Below are 15,814 nucleotides of genomic sequence, written 5' to 3'. Positions count from 1 at the left end.
TCAGGGAGGCCGCGTAGCGTCCTGCCCCGTCTACACGACACTTCCCAAGCCCTCGCTACTCCTATGCCCGGCCATTCTGGCTACTTGATCCACACCGGCCGGTGTTCCCGCGCGCTCGAATAAGCGGCCTCCACCATCTGAAGCGTGATCAGATTGTCCTCGCCGCTCGTCTGAAAGGGGGCGCCTGTGATCAGGCAGTCCACAAAATGACGCTGTAGCCGGAAGTGGCTCTCGCCATGGTCCAGCTCGGTGGTCTCCGCCATGGTCGCTTCTGAGCGTCCGTCGCGGGACACCACCGTGATTCGCCCGCTGTCATAGAGCTTCAAGGTGCCGTCGTCGCCGTCGATCGTCAGCCGTTCGACGTGGTTCGCCCGTACTTCCGGGCCAGGAGGCTCGCTTAGATGCTGGCGTGTGGCCCAACTGGCATCGAGCAGCCCGTAAAAGCCGTCTTCGTACCCCATCATCACCGTGCCGGTATCCTCGCCCTGAATATGCGGACTGATGCGCAGCATCTCGGCGTAGACGCGCTGCGGGGTCCCGAAGAGGTAACGCCACGTATCGTACCAGTGCACGCCCATCTCGTAGAACAGCAGCTGCGGCATCGTGCGGAAGACCGGCTGCGGCAGCTCGACCCCCTCGGCCATTCTCGGCGTGTAGAAGTCCGTGTGGATATAGCGGGCGACCCTTGGCGTGCCGATCCGCCCTTCGGCCAGCACGGCCTTGATGAGCTGGAATGGCTGCAGCCACCGCCAGTTCTCGGTCACCATCAGGCGCACGCCCGCAGCCTGCGCTTGCTCCACCATGCCGCGAGCCTCCTCGGTTGCCCGGGCAAACGGCTTCTGACACATGATGTGCTTGCCTGCCGCCGCAGCCTGCGAGACAAGCTCCAGATGCGTATCCGGCCCTGTGACGATATCGACGATATCGATGTCCGCGTCAGCCAGCATCTCTGCTAGCGTCCCGTAGCAGCGGGAAGCGGGTACGCCGAACTGGCTGGCCCGCCGCTGCAGAGCGGCGGGATCGACATCGCATAATGTCGCGATCTCGACCTCCGGCAGCCGCTGCCAGGCGGTCAGATGTTGCTCGGACCAGTACCCTGCCCCGATCAGCCCGACCTTCCATGTCTTCATGCCTCTGCACCGCCCGGCAGCTTATAGATCTGCTGCGCGGCCCGGCCCAGCACCCACGCTTGCTCTTCCTCGGTCAATCCGCAGGTGCGCACCTTGGCCAGCTCGGTGCCGCAATTGTCCGCATGATCGGTGCCGAACATGAAGCGGTGGGCACCCAGCTCGCGTACCCAATTGCGGATCAGGAAGCCGCCGGTCCAGGTAATGTCGGCGTATAGGTTGTCATGCTGCTTCATGGCCATGTACGTCTCGCCCGCCAGCACCATCATCCCGCAATGGGCGATGACGATCGGAAGGCCAGGTTGCTCCGCGGCGATAGGCATTAGATTGCAGGGATTGGCAAAAGGGATGCCCGCCCCGGTATGAACCATGACCGGCACGCCCAGCGTCTCGGCCAGGCGGAAAACCCGTCGTCCGTCCCGGCTGGCGGGATTGACGCCATGGGCGGAGGTGTGGATCTTGATGCCGACGAAGCCCAGCTCCTCGATGCATCGCCGGATTTCGCCTTCATATTGCGCATCGGGCAGATGGGGGTTGGGGTTGGCCATCCCCACAAAATGGCGCGGATGCTGACGGCACAGCTCCGCAATGGCGTCATGCTGCTGCCGCGCCTCCTCCAGCGTATGCACGCTTGCAGGCTGAAGGATGGTCAGATCTACGCCGTGATCGCGCATTTTGTCCCATTGCTCCTGCTCCGTGAAGTGCTCATCGAATACGCGGTCCTCGCCCAGATGGGCATGCACATCAATGATCATCGCTAACGCTCCTTGTTGGCTTATTTTTCGACCGCCTGTTCCAGCTTGCCTGGATTCAGCATCAGGTCGATGTTGTGACGCAGAGACTCCGGCTCGAATACTTGCTTCCAATCCGGCCGCAGCATCTGCTGCTTGCCGTATTCGATGGCGACCAGCGCGGCATCGGAGAACGGATTGCCGGCTTCGCCGAAGACGATGGCGAGCTCGATGTGGATATGGCCGAGCATGAAGTCCCGGGCTGCCTCGTAAGGCACGCCGCGACGCACGGCCTCGTCCATCGCTTCTCTCAATATAGTAGCACAGGTTGCGCCTACCGTTTCGGCCATGCTCGGCTCCAGCATCGCCATCTGCTCCATCGTGATCCGGTGCGTCCGCAGGATCGGGGCATACATCGTCTGGGCGATCGCTTCGCCCAGCGCATAGTGCTGCTCCGAGCCGCGCATGAGCGCGCACACGATCGACTGCTTGGCATGGATGCCGCCAAAATAATCCTGACGGGCCAGCGGATCGGTCTCATCGTTAAAGATCGGCGGGTGGCACGGGTGCGCGAGGAAGACGGCAATCTCGTCTCGCTCCGGCACCATGCCCAGATAAGCGGCCGCAGGGTCGAGCAGCATTAGCAGCGAGCCCGGCTTCATATCGGGGACGATGCCCGATGCGATCTTGCCGATCAGCACATCGGGCACGGCCAGGATGACGACGTCAGCTTCGCTTACGGCTTCATGCTGCGGCGTGACTGTCAGTCCCCGCTCGCCAAGACGCGTCAATCCGGCTTCGCTAATCTCGACGTAGCGCATCTCGTAAGCGGCTGCGTCCATGAACCGGTCGGTCAAGCGGCAGCCCATCTTGCCTCCAGCTCCGATCAGTGCGATTACTTGTCTCATTACATTACGCTCCTTGTTTGTAGGTTGGCTACCCTCAAAAGGAAGCCTACGGTCACGAATCGTTCTTCCGATCGCTGTTGTCCCCCGATTTCTTGATTGTCTAACCGCTTTGGCGGTTGAAATCGGTGGACAAAGGCGAGCTACACGCTTTCTGCAAGAAAGCGACTTCGGAAGCATAATCTCCGCTTCTCCAGATTCGATTCCGTGCCTCTTCAGCCTTTTGAGGCTAGCTTGAGGGGCAAGATCCTTTACGGATGCGCTCCAGGAAGTCGGGCTCCCCGATCTGGCCGCCCTTGAGGACGATCTCCAACCCGTCGAAGTCGGGCCGGTCGGAGGAGCAGCGGCATAGCGGACAGCCAGGCACCAGCGGGGCGAGCATCTCCAGCGCATAGATGCCGAGCTCTCCGGTCACGTAGCCGGACGTATCCCCGCCAGCGACGGCGAGCCGCCGCAAGCCGGTCGCCTCCAGCAGCCGACGGCCTAGCTGGCCGAGACGGCTGCCGAGCAGCCGACCGGTATCGAGCGAGGGGGCCTGCATCTGGATTAGCAGCTCTCGAGTTGCGGCGATGGCAGGGTCTTCGGGGCCTATCGCCGAGTAGATGACCAGGCTGCGGCCCTGCCGGAGGATGGCCAGCGCCTGCTCGAACAGCGTGTCTAACGCGGCTTCGGGGTCCCAGAGCAGCTGATCTGCCGACAATTGAAGGCTGGCATAGCCATGGTCGAAGGCGTAACGCAGCTGGGCTGCCGTCGCTGGCGAACAGCTGCCCGAGAGGACCAGGAGCTGGTCGACGGGCGCGGCCGTCTTCGCGGCTCCCGGACCTGTCACTCGGCCTTGGCGCTGCCACTGGGCAGCCAGACCGTATTGGACACCGGAGGAGCCGAGGACAAAGGTCTGGCCCTCGGCCGCCGCATGGTCGATGAGCGCTCCCGCAGCATCCAGATGCTGATCGGTGAGCGCATCGAGGAGGACGGCATCGTGACTTGCAGCCAGCTCGCGGTACCGGGAATCCCGCAGCTCGGGCTCGCGATCCAGCGCCAGCACATCCATCAGGCCGACGGAGAGCGACGTCTGACGCTTCAGATGCTCCCGCAAGTCCGCTTCATCCATCGGGGTGACCGGGTGCCGGGACATGGTCGGGTGGCGGTCCAGCCGGTATGTGGCCCCGTCCGCTCCGGCAAAATGATGGCCGAACAACGTATACCGCTTGAGCGGCGGACAGGCGGCCAGCAGAGGGAACGCAGGCGCTCCGGGGAAGAGCCGCCGGGCGATCTCCATCACCTTGCCGATGCTGCCGGAGTCCGGCGACGAATCAAAGGTCGAGCAGAGCTTGTAGTGGACGATCGGCGCGCCCAATAGGGCAAGCTGCTCCAGGATCGGAGCGAGCTCCGCCTCCAGCTCCGCCTCGCTCATCGAGCGGCTGACGCCGGCCACGCCGAAGGCTCGGATATGCGGGAACCGCTCGGCCAGCAGCGCCTCCGAGGGCACCCGCAGGAAGAGGGCCGTCGGCACGCCGCGCGTCTCCAGCGCCTCCATGACATCTGTAGAGCCGGTGAAGTCATCGCCGTAATACGACAGCAGCCACGGCGAGCCGCCGCTCATGACGGCCTCCCGGCGAATGCGGCGATGGCGTCCCGGAGCTCGGGGTGATCGGCGGCATACGTATCGAGGTCGATACCTGCTAGCGCTGCCTCCCAGCCCTGCACCATGCTGCGGAAGCCGGCAGCGTAGCCGCCCGGATGGGCATGGATGCCGCCACCAGCGATATTCATCAGATCGATGGTGCCGAAGGTGCGATACGACTCGACGGCCTGCCCTGCCCATTGCTTGGAGGAGAGGACAGGGAACACCGTATCCTCGCCGAAGATCGGCGTCAGGCATTCCGTCACGGACTGGATCACCGATTCGTTGGTCTCGGAGAACTTGTTATTGAGGCCGTTGGTATGCAGATGGTCGACGCCAGCCAGTCGGCATAGCTGCTGATACACCGAGAACGACATGCCCAGTCCGGGGTGCCGCGTCCACATCCCCCACTGGTTGCGGTGACCGTGGATCGGCAGCTCGCAGTAGCTGCGGAGATGAGCCAGACCGCTCCAGCCGATACTGTTGATGCTGACCATCACGCAGGTGCCGCCTGCCTCCAGCACCTGGTCATGTCCTCGCTTCATCTCATCGATATCGCCGGTGATATTGAAGGCGTACATCGTCTTCTTGCCGGTCCGCTCCGCCGCCCGGTTGATCTCGTCCATGACGGCCTCGATACGCTGTGCGAGCGGGAAGTAGGGCGGATTGCCGTTGACCTCGTCATCCTTGATGAAGTCGATGCCAGCCAGCGCCAGATCGCGGACGATCGGCCGCAGTCCGTCGGCCGTCAGGCCGATATTGGGCTTGACGATCGTGCCGATCACCGGCCGATCATAGACGCCGAGCAAGTCGCGGGTACCGCGGATGCCGAAGCGGGGACCCTGGTATTTGTCATGAAATCCAGCAGGCAGCTGCAGGCCGGTGAGCCGGATCGCGGACAGCTCCTGCAGCTCGAAGAGATTGCCGGCGATGACGGCCATCAGGTTGGGGAGCGAGGGGCCGATATTGTCATAGGGAAACGTGATGTCGATCTCGCCGCGGCGATAAGCGCCGTCGAAGCCCGCGGGCGGAGCGGAGCCGGGAAGGGCGGGCTCGGCCGCTGTGCCCAGCTCGCGGATCGCGTCGATGGTGGCTCGGTGCCTCGCCTTGATCTCGTCCGTCTCTCCGGGGATGGCCAGGAAGGTGCCGGTCGATTGCTCGCCCGCCAGCACTTCAGCTGCATGGCGGAGCTCGTAAGGGCTCTCAATGTAGTAGGTTACGGTAATGCGGTCCGTTGCCATCGCGTGCAGCACGCTCCTTTCAGCAGATCATCGGGTGAAGGTTCAGTCCAAGAATAACATAGATACAAATGGTATACAATCGGAATATTAATATAAAACCAGTTTGATACAAAGATAATTGACAGCGTTAACTTCTATTGCTACATTAGATAAAACTACAGCATCGGCAGCTATGTCATGTTCGTGATAAAGGGGTTGGCGACGTGTCCGAGAAAACGTTAAAAGAAAAAGCCTATACTATGCTTCGCGCACTGATTATGCAGGGAGAGCTCCGCAGCGGCGAATTCCTCTCCGAGCGCTCCCTGGTGGAGCGGATGGAAATGAGCCGGACGCCGATCCGAGCGGCCCTCGAGCGGCTCGAAGCCGAGGGGCATGTGACGTACACGCCCAATCGCGGCATTTTTGTGTCGGAGGTGACGATCGACAAAGCGATCGACGTCTACGACTTCCGCATGATTATCGAATCGAGCATCGTCCGCAAGCTGGCCTCTCGCAAGCTCACCGACGAGCTGCGGCAATGGTTCAAGGAGAGCCTGGCACGCCAATGGGCCTGCGTCGAGGCTGACGATACGATGCAGTTCGCCCACGAGGACTCGGAGTTTCACCGGCAACTGGTCTACGCCTTTGACAACAAGGAGATCATCGTCACAATGGACCGGCTGCAGGACAAGCTGTACCGGATCGCGCTGAATGTCCTGCGCAAGGATGCCAATCGCATCAAGATCTCCTATGAGGATCACGCTACGCTGGTCGAGCAGATCGAGCAGGGGCAGGGCGAGGAAGCCGCAGCTACGCTCACCCAGCATCTCGAGTTCGGCAAGCGGATCCTGTTGGAGTAGCGGCGTAGCAGCGGCTTGCTCGCTGCGTGGGCAGCATCCGAACTTCACGAAAGCCTAGCCACGGTTCAAGCTGGAGCCGCAGGAGGGCTAGCGGTCAGGGAAGCCCATAGCCTGCGGCCGCGTCGTCGAGGATCAGCACCCAATCCTCGTTCTGGCCGGTAGACGGAGGCGTGAAGCGGGCCTGACCTGTATTAGCCATCGTGCCGATCGTCTGTGTCTCGCCGGTGCGCGGATCGTACCAGGCGGCCTGCAGCGTATCGCCGCTGATCCGTCCCAGGTTAACCTCGAAGGCGAGCCCGCACGGGGAGTAGATGAAGGCATAATCCTCGCCGCGTGTCGCCTGCAGATGCGCCGCACCCTTGCCGGCCTCCGGCACCAGCTCCTGATCCGGTACGCGGTCCAGCATCGGCCGCGACTCGATGAGTCGGCGCAGATGCTTCATCTGGCTCATCCCCGGACGGTTGAGCGCTCTCGTCCACGGCATCGTGAACCAGCCCTCCGGCTCGACGACCATCGACCAGATCGAGTGATGCCCGTACGTATGGCCGCAGGCCCCGGCAAAGACAGCCCAATAGGCGGCCTTGCGGACATCCGCCGCATCGAAAAATCCATCCTCCGGCTTGAAGCCGACCGCAATATCCTCATAGCAAGGCTCGCCGTCGAGCGTAGGCTTGATAGGCGTTCGGGCATAATCGGCCGCTATCATCTCATAGTTGGCTTTGTAGCGCGAGCCATGACTCGATTGCATCATATTGAAGTCCAGCCACGCCTCATGATGGACATGCAGAGACGAGGAGGCGCCGCCATGCGGATGGAAGGTCATGAGCTGACGGCCTCCCGATCCTTCGCGTACCCCCTCGGCCATCGCGCGCACGATCTCGAAATGACGATGCTCCGTCAGCGGCCGGTCGCCGCCCATAATCCACACGATGTTCGGGCGCTCGCCGTAGCGTTCGCCGATCCATCTGCCATATGCCCGCGCATTGTCCGGATTGAAGATGTCCGGCCCCGTTCCCCAGGCCACATTAAACTTGTCGCCCCACGTAGGCAGCAGTCCGATATACAGCCCCAGCTCCGCAGCCAGATCCACCATATAATCGACATGCTCCCAGTACCCGTATCCGCCTTCCGGCGCCAGGTCGGGGAGCTCGGGATCATAGACTTGTTGTTCGTTCTTCAGCAGCGGCACATGGCCATAGGCATTGCCCTCGCTCAGTCCCTCCAGCTCAGCCAGAGCGACGGCCTGGATGACATTAAAGCCGTTCTCGGCTCTGTTGCGCAGGTAGAGGGCCGCTTCCTCGCGGTTCAGGCGGTGGAACAGCTCCCAGGCCGTATCGGCCAGCCAAAAAAAAGGCGAGCCGTCGGCATAAGTCAGATGGCGCCGGTTGTCGCTGACGGCAAGTCGTTGCATCGTAGTTGTGGTCATTATACGTCTCCTCTCGCGATTGGGCGTTACCCCTTCACAGAACCCAGCCGGATTCCGTTAACAAAGTACTTTTGCAAAAACGGATAGACAACAAGGATCGGGATCGCTGCGACAATCATCTGCGCGCCCTTGATCGAACGGTCGTTGAGTCGGGCCAGCCGCTCCGCCTCAGTAGGCGACATCGTCTGGAAATTGAACTGCAGGACGACGGTCTGCAAATAGCTCTGCAACGGATAGTTGCTCGCGCGGTTCATGTAGATCAAGCCGTCGAACCAGGCATTCCAATGCCCGACAATAAAGAACAAGGTGATGGTGGCGATGGCCGGCGTCGACATCGGCACATAGATCTGCCACAGCGTTCGCCAGTGGCCAGCGCCGTCGATATTGGCGGCATCCTCCATCTCGTCAGGGATCTGACGGAAGAAGTTAAGCATGAGCAGCAGGTTGAAAATATTGACCGCTCCGGGCAAAACCAGCACCCAGATCGTGTCCATCAGGCCCAGTTCCTTCATTAAGATATAGCTTGGGATCAGGCCGCCATTGAACAGCATCGTCATGAAGAAAAACCAGACGTACAGCATCCGCTTGCTGAACTTGTGCTTGCCCTTGGAGAGCGGGTAGGCGAGCAGGATCACCAAAAACATATTGATCAGCGTGCCCAGCACGACCCGCTGGATCGTAATCCCGAAGGCGCGCCAGAACGGCTGCTTTTCCAGCACATACAGATAAGGCTCGACCGTCCAGCGGACAGGCCACAGCTTGACCTGCCCTGCCATTACCGCTGCGTTGTCGCTCAGCGACAGGGCGAGGATGTGAATGAACGGAATGAGGCAGGCGGCGCTGACGCAAGCGAGAAAAATCATATTGAAGACTTTGAATATCCGGGAACCTCGGGTCTCTGTGGTATACATGAAATCCCCTCCTAGAATAGCCGGTAATTAAAGACCCGGTAGGCAATAAGATACGATGTGGAAATCAGAATAAAGGAAACGAGCGACTTGAGCAGACCGACCGCCGTAGAAGGCCCGAACTGCGCCTGCTGCAGCCCCATCCGGTAGACCATCGTATCGATGATATCCCCGGAAGCGTATACCTGCGGACTGTACAGGTTGAAGATCTGGTCGAAGCCGGCATCGAGCACGTTGCCCAGACTGAGCACCATCAACAGGACGATGATCATCTGCATGCCCGGCAGCGTAATATGCCAGGTCTGCTTCCAGCGGCCCGCGCCGTCTACAGCTGCAGCCTCATAGAGGGATGGATCGATGCTGGTGATCGCTGCCAGGTAGATAATCGTGCTGAAGCCAAACGTTTTCCATACATCGGACGCCACCATCGTAAACGGAAACCACGTGTTCTCCCCAAGGAAATAGATCGGCGAGATGCCGAACAGCCCCAGGAACTGGTTGACAATGCCTGAGGACGGCGACAGGATATCGATCAGAATCCCGCCGAGGATGATCCACGACAGGAAATAAGGGAAGTAAATGATCGTCTGCGTGGTCCGCTTGAAGACCACATTTTTCACTTCGTTGAGCAGCAAGGCAAACGTAATCGGCACGACAAGGCCCGCAATTATTTTCATGACGGCAATGAAAAGCGTGTTCCACACAACCTGCCAGATGTTCGGCATGGAGAAGATGTAACGGAAGTTCTCCAGCCCGTTCCAGTCTTGGTTGAACAGTCCGCGCAAAGGCAAGAAGTTCTGGAAGGCGATCGACACGCCGCCCATCGGCACATAGGCAAAGAGCAGCACAAAAGCGACGCCGGGCAGGAGCATAAGATGGAGCGGCAGCTCCCGTTTTTTTGCATAGCTGATTTTTCTTCGCACAGGTTCACCTTCTTTCGCATCGGCAATGAATTGTCCCCGCAAGCGCCGCAGGAGCGACGCTTGCGGGGAAGAGGTTATTCAGCTAAGACGTCGTTGACCTCTTTGGTCATCTGCTCGCCGCCCAGCGTATTCCATTCCTGCACCATCTTGTCGAAGCCGCTGTCTACGTCAGCGCGTCCGAGGACGATGTCGGTCAGCGTCGTGAGGATCAATTCGTCCATCGAGCTGCCGCGCGCCACGGATGTAGGGGTCGGGGCGCCCATATAGGCATCCCACACGACGCCGTCCGGGTAGGCCTGATCGACATAGGCAAAAGGCGTGTCTTTCGGTCCGAACATCATGGACATCGGCCAGCTGCCAGCCTCCATATTGGCGTAGAAGCCGGCGGAGACGCCAGTCAACTGATCGGTGGTGCCGTCCGCTATCGCTTGCTTGATCTCTTGATGCGCTCGCAGGTCCAGCATCGAATCGAGCGTGTAGACAGGGCCGATCTGCCAGATGTAATCGACGCCGCTATCCGAATAGTACTTGTCGAACTCGGCGTTTTCGCCGAACAGCTTCTCTACGTACAGATTGAACATCCGGATAATATTTTCGGGCTGCGGCGTGCCCTTCTTGACCGCGATGAAGCCATCGTTAGCAATCTGCAGATTCGGGACGACGGTTTTTCCGCCCTCGCCGGGCAGCGGCACGACGATCCAGCGGGCGTCGGGATTGTTCTGGATCGCTTTCTCGGCCGTGAAGGCGGACCAGTGGGGGCCGTAGAACATGCCAGTCTTGCCGGCAGCTACCGATTCCATCGACTTGCCGTTGTCCTTGGAGCCGAATTCCTTGTCCAGCAAGCCCTCTTTGAACATTTGCTGCAGCAATTGCAGCGGCTTTTTCATCTCCGGTTGGACCACCCCGCTAACCGCACGGCCGTCCTTGGCCACCCAGCCATCCGGGTAAGCGCCGAAGGCCCAGAAGAACCCTTTGGTATTGCTGAGGAAGCCGTTGTCCAGCTGCATGCCGAGCGTGTCATTCTGACCATTCTGATCCGGGTCGTCAAACGTAAAGGCCTTGGCGATCGCGTAGACGTCCTCGATGGATTGCGGACGCTCAAGCCCCAGATTGGTTAGCCAGTCTTCCCGAATCCACAGATGATTAAAGAAGTTGGTCGACGGCATCTTCATCGGGATCGCATACAGACCGCCCTTGTAGCTGACAGGCTCGAATACCCGCTCGCTCTCCATCTCGATCATCTGCTTGAGCAGAGGAGAGGCGTATTCGTCGTAGACGGGACGCAGATCTTCCAGCGCGCCGGCCTCCATCAGCTGACGCATATCCGATTTGTTCTGGACCTGGAAGACGTCGGGCAGGCCGCCCGAGGCCATCGCCAGCTTGAGCTTTTGATTATAGGCCGTGCTGTCGGAGATCATGTTGTAGGTGATATTAACGTTCAGTTCATCATGGAACAGCCGCGTCCAGCGGTTATCCTCCAGCGTCTCGTTGAACTGGCTTTGCAGCTTGACGAAATGATCGGCATTGGAGTCGATGTTGCGGCCAAACGTATAGGTGATGGCCTGGGCTTCGCCGCCACCGCCTTCTTGGGTGCTGCCGCCGGAGGTCGGCGGTGTTTCGTTGGAGATACAGCCTGCCAGCATACTGACGGCCATGGCGGTGATGCCGAGTTGGACCCATTTGTTGCGCATTGTAGCGCCCCCTTTGTCATGGTTGGAGCGTTAATCGGGACCGGGCCTTCTTGAGGCACCCAGTGGATAAAACGCTTTCAGGAGGAATTGTAGCAAATAAACAGAGAATATACAACAGGGATTTTATTGGACTATAACTGGTATACCAAAAATATATCATTCGAATAAGGGCGATCTGTCAGGTCAAGAGACACATTTATAGGGCGATATTAGGGGCGCTGGGTCAAGAATACTTGTGCGCAGCCAAGAATACGGGTACGCAGCTAGAATGCGGGTGCTTAGCCAAGAATACGGGTGTGCAGCTGAATGTAGGTGTTCAGCCAAGACTAAAGGCTCTCAGCCAAGAATATGGGCGCTCGGCTCCGCTTGCAGGTCCGTTCGCGATTGCAACGCTCGCCCTCGGCCTTATTGAGTCAAAAAGCGGCCCTTTCGCAGGCTAACGCTCGCCAGGGAGCTTATTGGGGGCAAACGGTGCCGCAAAGGGGCCACTTCTCAAAAATAAGCGCCGTGGCGAGCGTAAAAATTTCCGATAGCATAAAAATACGGAAATAAGCGCCAGGGCGAGCGTCTGTGATGGATCGACGGGATCAACGGGCGCTGGCTGCGGCGATGAATCAACGGGACTGGCAACGGAGCTGGCGTTTGGGTGAACAGTACTAGCTTCGCAAGCATGCGCTTAGGACGAAGAAGCCGCATCACCTTGATTATGGTAGGGCGGGTTGCTGGGGCGCTAAATTTGAAACGCTTACGTCCATGCTGCTGTATTATGGTAATATAGATAGAAGTTTGGAGAGCGAAGAGACGATGCATTGCTCTTCACCAAGACAGACAAGGGGGGAGACGGATGGAAAGCGGTGTGCTCCTGCATGTGAAGCGGCCCAAGCGGGTCCTCAATTTTACTGCCCATCTTGTGCTTGCAGCCATGATGCTGGTCAATACGCAGCTGCCGTACTGGCCTCCGCTGATGATTACCGCTTGGTGGGTATTCGCAGTGCTCGCTCTGGGGCTGAGCGTCTATTATCTGGTGCGGCTAATCGAAAAGCGACCGAGTCTGGAGCTTCTGGAGGATGCTATTCTGCTGAACGGGTCACGGATCGAAGCTGATGAGTTAGCCGAAGTCCGGACGCGGGGTTATTTCTTACAGGTGTTTGCCTTGCTCTCCAAGGGACGCCGGATGGTCGCGTATGACCGCTGCTTCAGCTTCGCCAGAGAAGATCTGCAGGGCATGCAGGCGCTGCGAGCATGGGCCGAACGCAATCAGGTGCCGATCGCCGATGGCAAGCGAATTGTCACCTGGATCTAGGCCTTGAGAGGAGAGGAAGCGCGATGAATAACGGTGTTGCCGTGTATGAGACGAAGCTGATGTCGGGATGGCCGGAGACGCTGTATCTGCTCGCGATGACGATCATGACTGGCAGATGGGCGCTCGGGGGGAAGCTTGGCTGGGTGTCGATCCTGCCGCTCCTGCTGTCGGTGCTGCTCGTAGCACTGCTGATCAATAGCGTGCGCTACCTGCTGCGGCCCCGCCGACATGAGCTGGTGGTCCATGACGAATATGTCATCGTGAACCACGTGATGTATGCGCCGCAGGATATCGGGCGCATCATCCTGCGCGGCTATGCGAAGCCGTACCTGTGGATCAAGTCCTCTGGTCGTCGCGAGTGGCTGAGACGCAGGCTGTGGTTCCGATTTGCCGCGGAGGATCAGGATATGGCGCTACAGGCGCTCAAGGCTTGGGCGGCCCGCCATCAGGTGGAGATGGGGTATGGCCTAATATCCATGAAGTAAAACAGAAAAAAGTAAAACCGAGTAACGTGTAGGTAGGAGGCGTTCCCCGTGCTACAACGAATCTGGAAGTACAAATTTCACTATGTTCTCGTTATCCCGGCATTGTTGCTCTTGATCCGCTACAAAGTAGCACCGCTGCTGCGTGGGGTCGAGCTGGCGCTGAGGGACTACGATATGTTCCAGGGACTGGCGAATAGTCCGTGGGTCGGTCTCGCGAATGTGCAGATGCTGCTCTCCCAGACGAATTTTCGCGATGTGCTGGGCAACAGTGTCTACTATTCGGTCGTTCCGCTCGTCTTTACTTGCCTTGCGGCGCTGCTGCTGGCGCTTGGGTTGCATGCGATCCCGTCCCGGCGCTGGCGGAACGGACTGACGACGCTGCTGCTGGTGCCGTATGTGCTTCCAGCGCTCGTCCTGGCCTACATCATCTTCCTGCTCTTCTCCACGAGCTCCCCTTGGCTGATGCAGGAACGGCTATGGCTGGGCGAGCCTGGCTTGCATAGGCTAGTGATGACCGGCGTGGAGATCATGCGCGGCCTCGGCATTCCGGTCATCCTTGCGATGGCGGCGATTACAGCCCGCAGGGCACGGGCGGAGCGAGAGGGCGCGGCAGAGCAGGAGCGGCTTGGTTATACGGGGCTGAGCATCATCCCTGCATTGCAGGCGATGGGAGCGTTTGCGCTGCTGCAGCTATCGTCGGTGCTGGCTACTCATTTCGAGCTGTTCCATGTGATGGCCAATCCTCTGGTATATGAGACGGCGGATACGCTCAGCACCTACAGCTTCCGTACAGGCATGCAAAATCTGGAGCTGGGTCTGGCCGGCGCGGCATGGCTTCTCCAGTTTATCGTCCAACTGGTCTGCTCGATCGGCGCGTACCTGCTGCTGCGACGCTTTTTCGTACCGACGTTGTTCGCGAGCGAGGTCCCTGCCGAACGCCCGGACCGTCCCGGCAGTCCGGGGGCGATGCTTGGCGTGCTGTTCGGCATGCTGGCAGTGCTGCCGGTTGTGTTTTTGTTGTATGTCCTGTTCGTCTATCCGTTCACGTTGTCCTCGGACTCTGGCCTGACGGTGGGCCAACTGATGCCGTCAGGGTCCATGCTGAGTTACGGCTTGCTGTATCTCGGGTCGACGGTCGTATTCCTGCTGATGACGGTGACGCTGGCTTATCCGCTGACGGTTCGGCGCTTGCCGGGCCGCTGGGTCTACAAGATCTTCCTGCTCGTGCTGCTCGTGGCAGGTACGATGGCGATGCCGGAGTTCCTCATGTATCGTCAGAAGCAGATGCTCAATACGGTGTTTCCGATCGCGATCCAGGGGTTCTTCGGTCTGATGGCGGTCTTCGTGCTCAAGAGCATCTTCAACAGCAAGCATGGCGCGCGCAAGGCCGAGCTGGAGGCGCAGGGCCGCGGCGAGGCGCATGCGTTTTTCACCTTGTTCATCCCGAAGGTGTGGAAGCCGCTGCTGGCGTTGGGCGCGCTCCACTGGATCGGCTTGTGGAACAGCTATGCCGCGCCGCTCATGTATACGACCGAGGTTGATCGGTTCGCGCCGACACTACGGTTCTACCAGCTGCTGCAGGGCAGTGCGGCCAGCGAGCTCACGTTCTACGATCCGGCCGTCCTGTGCACCGCTGCGCTGCTCAGTCTGCCGCCGCTCCTGCTGCTCGTGCTGCTGCGCCGCTGGCTCACCTCGGAGGTGCTGGTGAGCGAGGGGCGTGAGCCGTAGTAGCGGACTTGGGTGGGTAGGAGTGGATCGAGCAGGGGGCGGAAAGGCAGCGTAATATCCCCCTGAACGAGTATGTAGACACGTCCTAGTTAGCGATAACCTCAGAAAGGAGGTCGGACATGGACCCTATACAGACCTCTGCTTCAGCCAAGAGCAGTGGGGCTCGTCCGTTGCAGAACACTGCGCCTGCCGAGAGCAGAGAGGCTCGTCCATTGCGGACCCGACCGGCGGTGCATATCGTCCATCTGATCTCTCCACTCGCGGTCATGCCTTCGCTGGCGCTCATCTATGTCAATCCTTATCTGCCATCTGGCTGGTCGGTCGTCGTCACGCTCGGGCTGATCGTGCTGATGGCTGGCTTCCTCTACCATGTCTACTATCTGATCAAGGGCGCGCCGCGCATCTGTCTCGGCGAGAGCTGGCTCGAGGTGAATGGCCAGCGCTACGATCCGCAGGAGCTGGCGATGCTGCTGGTCCGCACTGGCAAGGCGCCAGCGCTCGGCATCGTCCCCCTCGGGCGCAAGCTGGCGCCGATGGCCTATTGCGCCCGTTTCGGGCCGGGCGAGCTGGACGATATGCATCGGCTCGTCGATTGGGCCCGCCGCCACGGCGTCAAGGTGAGGCATAAGAAGGTTATTGCGTGGTAATGGTGAATAGGAAGGCGCTTCTGGTCGTTATGCGCAAATGTCACGCAAAAACGTCACGCGCAAAAAGCTGCCTTTCCCGCCAGGGTAAACTGGCTGGGGAAGACAGCTTTTTTTGATGCGCATCATACAACTAGCATCGAGCAAGTGGGGAGGGGGAGCCCGGAGGTGGGGACATCTGCTAGCGAGTGCACCTTTCGGGGCTCGGCGTCCCGAAGTGGGCGAACTTGTGCGAAAGA

General features: G+C 59.7%; 14 protein-coding genes. 5 read left to right on the top strand and 9 right to left on the bottom strand.

The window, feature by feature from the left end:
• Positions 1 to 80 precede the first annotated feature (80 nt).
• The 5 genes from PA598K_RS14470 to PA598K_RS14450 all read right to left on the bottom strand — a co-directional run bounded on the left by PA598K_RS14470 (position 81) and on the right by PA598K_RS14450 (position 5,628).
• Positions 81 to 1,130, bottom strand: a complete 1,050-nt coding sequence (locus PA598K_RS14470) for a Gfo/Idh/MocA family protein (protein WP_128657656.1) — start codon at positions 1,128 to 1,130, stop codon at positions 81 to 83.
• A complete protein-coding gene (locus PA598K_RS14465; RefSeq protein WP_128657655.1) occupies positions 1,127 to 1,882 on the bottom strand; it encodes an amidohydrolase family protein in 756 nt (251 codons plus the stop codon). The genes PA598K_RS14470 and PA598K_RS14465 overlap by 4 nt, the downstream gene beginning before the upstream one ends.
• Positions 1,883 to 1,902: 20 nt before the next feature.
• The gene (locus PA598K_RS14460) at positions 1,903 to 2,766 is read right to left on the bottom strand and encodes a phosphogluconate dehydrogenase C-terminal domain-containing protein (RefSeq protein ID WP_128657654.1); all 864 of its coding nucleotides are present in this window, start codon (positions 2,764 to 2,766) and stop codon (positions 1,903 to 1,905) included.
• Between the two features lie 226 nt (positions 2,767 to 2,992).
• Complete coding sequence (locus PA598K_RS14455; protein ID WP_128657653.1) at positions 2,993 to 4,366, bottom strand: four-carbon acid sugar kinase family protein; 1,374 nt, start codon at positions 4,364 to 4,366, stop codon at positions 2,993 to 2,995.
• Positions 4,363 to 5,628 (bottom strand): ribulose-bisphosphate carboxylase large subunit family protein, encoded by a 1,266-nt coding sequence (locus PA598K_RS14450; RefSeq protein ID WP_128657652.1) that lies wholly within the window; start codon positions 5,626 to 5,628, stop codon positions 4,363 to 4,365. Before PA598K_RS14450 ends, PA598K_RS14455 begins: the two co-directional genes overlap by 4 nt.
• A gap of 203 nt (positions 5,629 to 5,831) precedes the next feature.
• Here PA598K_RS14450 and PA598K_RS14445 point away from each other — a divergent pair, with 203 nt between their 5' ends.
• Complete coding sequence (locus PA598K_RS14445) at positions 5,832 to 6,467, top strand: GntR family transcriptional regulator (protein WP_128657651.1); 636 nt, start codon at positions 5,832 to 5,834, stop codon at positions 6,465 to 6,467.
• Positions 6,468 to 6,561: 94 nt separating this feature from the next.
• Here PA598K_RS14445 and PA598K_RS14440 read toward each other — a convergent pair whose 3' ends face one another.
• The 4 genes from PA598K_RS14440 to PA598K_RS14425 all read right to left on the bottom strand — a co-directional run bounded on the left by PA598K_RS14440 (position 6,562) and on the right by PA598K_RS14425 (position 11,415).
• Positions 6,562 to 7,893 (bottom strand): glycoside hydrolase family 140 protein, encoded by a 1,332-nt coding sequence (locus PA598K_RS14440; protein ID WP_185601969.1) that lies wholly within the window; start codon positions 7,891 to 7,893, stop codon positions 6,562 to 6,564.
• Between the two features lie 26 nt (positions 7,894 to 7,919).
• Complete coding sequence (locus PA598K_RS14435; protein WP_128657650.1) at positions 7,920 to 8,804, bottom strand: carbohydrate ABC transporter permease; 885 nt, start codon at positions 8,802 to 8,804, stop codon at positions 7,920 to 7,922.
• A gap of 11 nt (positions 8,805 to 8,815) precedes the next feature.
• Positions 8,816 to 9,673: an ABC transporter permease gene (locus tag PA598K_RS14430; RefSeq protein ID WP_185601979.1), complete on the bottom strand. Its 858-nt coding sequence runs from the start codon at positions 9,671 to 9,673 to the stop codon at positions 8,816 to 8,818.
• A 125-nt stretch (positions 9,674 to 9,798) separates the two neighbouring features.
• On the bottom strand, positions 9,799 to 11,415 hold the full coding sequence (locus tag PA598K_RS14425; RefSeq protein WP_128657648.1) for an extracellular solute-binding protein: 1,617 nt from the start codon (positions 11,413 to 11,415) through the stop codon (positions 9,799 to 9,801).
• Positions 11,416 to 12,259: 844 nt separating this feature from the next.
• On the opposite strand from PA598K_RS14425, the gene PA598K_RS14420 reads away from it, so the two are divergent.
• From PA598K_RS14420 to PA598K_RS14405, 4 genes are all read left to right on the top strand, one after another.
• Positions 12,260 to 12,718, top strand: coding sequence for a hypothetical protein (locus PA598K_RS14420; protein ID WP_128657647.1), 459 nt, complete (start codon positions 12,260 to 12,262; stop codon positions 12,716 to 12,718).
• Between the two features lie 23 nt (positions 12,719 to 12,741).
• Complete coding sequence (locus PA598K_RS14415) at positions 12,742 to 13,203, top strand: hypothetical protein (protein WP_128657646.1); 462 nt, start codon at positions 12,742 to 12,744, stop codon at positions 13,201 to 13,203.
• A 48-nt stretch (positions 13,204 to 13,251) separates the two neighbouring features.
• Positions 13,252 to 14,931 (top strand): hypothetical protein, encoded by a 1,680-nt coding sequence (locus PA598K_RS14410; RefSeq protein WP_128657645.1) that lies wholly within the window; start codon positions 13,252 to 13,254, stop codon positions 14,929 to 14,931.
• A 119-nt stretch (positions 14,932 to 15,050) separates the two neighbouring features.
• Positions 15,051 to 15,578 carry a hypothetical protein gene (locus PA598K_RS14405; protein WP_128657644.1) on the top strand — a complete coding sequence of 176 codons (528 nt, stop codon included), beginning with the start codon at positions 15,051 to 15,053 and terminating at the stop codon, positions 15,576 to 15,578.
• Positions 15,579 to 15,814: the final 236 nt, after the last annotated feature.

Source organism: Paenibacillus sp. 598K, from assembly GCF_003851045.1.
Taxonomy (GTDB): Bacteria; Bacillota; Bacilli; order Paenibacillales; family Paenibacillaceae; genus Paenibacillus_D.
Note: the sequence above shows the minus strand (reverse complement) of the source record. Positions and strands in the feature narration are given on the sequence as shown.

Excerpts from the sequence above, each read along its gene's own strand:
- PA598K_RS14470 (WP_128657656.1), bottom strand. The coding sequence starts at position 1,130 with ATGAAGACATGGAAGGTCGGGCTGATCGGGGCAGGGTACTGGTCCGAG.
- PA598K_RS14465 (WP_128657655.1), bottom strand. The coding sequence starts at position 1,882 with ATGATCATTGATGTGCATGCCCATCTGGGCGAGGACCGCGTATTCGAT.
- PA598K_RS14460 (WP_128657654.1), bottom strand. The coding sequence starts at position 2,766 with ATGAGACAAGTAATCGCACTGATCGGAGCTGGAGGCAAGATGGGCTGC.
- PA598K_RS14455 (WP_128657653.1), bottom strand. The coding sequence starts at position 4,366 with ATGAGCGGCGGCTCGCCGTGGCTGCTGTCGTATTACGGCGATGACTTC.
- PA598K_RS14450 (WP_128657652.1), bottom strand. The coding sequence starts at position 5,628 with ATGGCAACGGACCGCATTACCGTAACCTACTACATTGAGAGCCCTTAC.
- PA598K_RS14440 (WP_185601969.1), bottom strand. The coding sequence starts at position 7,893 with ATGACCACAACTACGATGCAACGACTTGCCGTCAGCGACAACCGGCGC.
- PA598K_RS14435 (WP_128657650.1), bottom strand. The coding sequence starts at position 8,804 with ATGTATACCACAGAGACCCGAGGTTCCCGGATATTCAAAGTCTTCAAT.
- PA598K_RS14430 (WP_185601979.1), bottom strand. The coding sequence starts at position 9,673 with ATGCTCCTGCCCGGCGTCGCTTTTGTGCTGCTCTTTGCCTATGTGCCG.
- PA598K_RS14425 (WP_128657648.1), bottom strand. The coding sequence starts at position 11,415 with ATGCGCAACAAATGGGTCCAACTCGGCATCACCGCCATGGCCGTCAGT.
- PA598K_RS14420 (WP_128657647.1), top strand. The coding sequence starts at position 12,260 with ATGGAAAGCGGTGTGCTCCTGCATGTGAAGCGGCCCAAGCGGGTCCTC.
- PA598K_RS14415 (WP_128657646.1), top strand. The coding sequence starts at position 12,742 with ATGAATAACGGTGTTGCCGTGTATGAGACGAAGCTGATGTCGGGATGG.
- PA598K_RS14405 (WP_128657644.1), top strand. The coding sequence starts at position 15,051 with ATGGACCCTATACAGACCTCTGCTTCAGCCAAGAGCAGTGGGGCTCGT.